The organism is Undibacterium sp. Ji83W, from assembly GCF_049340385.1.
Lineage (GTDB): Bacteria > Pseudomonadota > Gammaproteobacteria > Burkholderiales > Burkholderiaceae_D > Undibacterium.
The window spans coordinates 1-426 of sequence record NZ_JBMPOZ010000071.1 but is presented as its reverse complement, the minus strand read 5'-3'; the positions used below and the strand labels follow the sequence as shown (position 1 = coordinate 426).

General features: G+C 55.9%; 1 pseudogene. It reads left to right on the top strand.

Annotated features, from left to right (window positions below):
• Positions 1 to 426, top strand: a pseudogene (locus ACO0LD_RS31785) (energy transducer TonB); the annotation flags it as partial.

Genomic DNA, 426 nt, shown 5'->3' with positions numbered 1-426 from the left:
TTATAGGCTTAGGGCTGGTTATCGCATTTCACGTACTGGTGGTATATGCACTGGTATCCGGATTAGCGCGCAAGGCCATGGAAGTGGTAATCAAGCCAGCAGAAGTCAAGTTGGTGGAAGAAGTAAAGCCACCACCACCACCGCCAGATACACCACCACCGCCGCCACCAAAATTGTTGGCACCGCCGCCCCCGTTCATCCCCCCACCGGAAGTTCAGGTACAGCAACCGGTACAACAAGCCCCGACCATCAGCGTCAAATCTGAAGTCAGGCCAGAATCGAATGTGATACCCAAGGCCGTGGCAGCACCCTCGCCGGTCGCAGACACCAAAGCCACAGGCCCCTCCATCGTGCCTGGCGTGATCGACTTCAACGTCGGTGGTTGCAAACCGGAATATCCGCGTGCCTCTTTGCGTAATGAAGAAA